A 1,631-nucleotide genomic window follows, 5' to 3' on the forward strand; every position below is an offset into this window, starting at 1 on the left:
GCCCCGGGTTCGGCGGCATCGCTGACGGGCCCGCCGCCGTCACACCGGGTCACCATCGACCGGCCGCTACTGAGACCCCCGCCACACCCCGCCGACGTGCCCCCGCCGGTCCGTGCGTTGACGGATGATGCGTGGTGCTGCCGGGAGCATCCCGGCCCGGTGCCCCGCGGCACCGAGGCACCGAGGCACCGAGGCACCGAGGCACCGAGGCACCGAGGCACCGAGGGGGAGATTGTGCGATTCACCGGCCGGGTCTCCGGCGTCCTGTCGACCGTCCTGCTGGCAGCGGGAGTCGTGGCCGCCCCGCAGGCCGGCGCGGCGCCCGCCGCACCGTGCTCGGGCGGCCGGGTGCTGGACGTGGTCGCCCACCACGACGACGACCTGCTCTTCCTGACCCCCGACCTGATCCACGACCTGGCGAACCCCGACGTCTGCGTGCGGACCCTGTTCCTGGTCGGCTCGTACTACAGCCGGGACGACGTCGCGGCGCATCCCACGGACGCCGACAAGTACGCCTACATGGAAAGCCGTGAGGCCGGCGACCGCGAGGCCTACCGGGCGGCCGCCGGCATCCCCGGCGACTGGCAGCACGCGCCCTACTCGGCGGCGGGCGTGCGGGCGACGACCTGGTCGCTGGGCGGCCGGATCTCCACGGTCGAGCTGCGCGTGCCCGACGCCGCCGCGTCCAACGACGCCGGCACGATGTTCAAGGGCCAGCTGTGGGCGCTGTACGCGGACGGCCGGGAGGCCTGGCCCGTCCCGGGCGCGGACGCGCCGGTGCAGCAGCGGCTGAGCCGCGAGCAGGTCCTCGCCTTCGTCCAGGGCGTCATCGACGACTACGGGCCGACCGTGATCAACACCGAGGATCCGTCGGCGGACCACCAGCGGAGCTCCATGGACGGGAACTTCCACCCCGACCACGTCGCGACGACCAGGCTGCTGCTCGGCGCCCTGAACCGTCGCGGCGGGACCTGGCCGCGCATGACCTACTACCGGGACTACCTGGCCCGGGAGTCGGCCCCCAACCTGGACGGCCCGGCGCAGGCCCGCAAGCAGCAGGTCTTCGAGGCCTACTGCCCGTACGACGACGAGATCCACCGCGGCGGCTCCTGCCGACCGGACTACGCCGACTGGTACCGGCGCCAGTACTACGCCGACTCGACGTGGCGCGGCTCCTACCTCCTGCCCACGTCCTACGGCTTCGAGGACCCGAAGCTCGACCAGCGCTACCGCGTCGTGAACCGCTCCACCGGCCTCTACCTCGACGTCTCCGGCTCCTCGGTCGCCGACCAGGCACCCCTGCTCGGCTTCTCCCCCACCGGGAACCCCAACCAGGCCTTCACCTTCAGGGCCGCCCTGGGCGGCTGGAACCTGCGCCCGGTGCACAGCGACCAGTGCCTGGACGTGACCGGGTCGAGCACCACCGCCGGCACCCCCCTGATCCAGTTCCACTGCACCGCCGTCACCGTCGACCCCGCCGACGTGTCACGGATGTCCAGCCCCAACCAGGCCTTCCGCGTCCGCGGCGACCGCACCAGCGGCTACACCATCACCAACGCCAATTCCGGCCTCGCCCTCACCTCCCCCGCCCGGGCCGGAGGAGCGGTCACCCAGGCACCCGCCGCCGGCAC

Annotated in this window: 1 protein-coding gene; it reads left to right on the plus strand. The window is 73.3% G+C overall.

The window, feature by feature from the left end; translation table 11 throughout:
• Positions 1-234: 234 nt before the first annotated feature.
• On the plus strand, positions 235-1,631 hold a 1,397-nt coding region (locus ACIQOV_RS40685; protein ID WP_401056078.1), incomplete at its 3' end, for an RICIN domain-containing protein.

Source organism: Kitasatospora sp. NPDC091257, from assembly GCF_044757675.1.
GTDB lineage: Bacteria > Actinomycetota > Actinomycetes > Streptomycetales > Streptomycetaceae > Kitasatospora > Kitasatospora lactacystinica.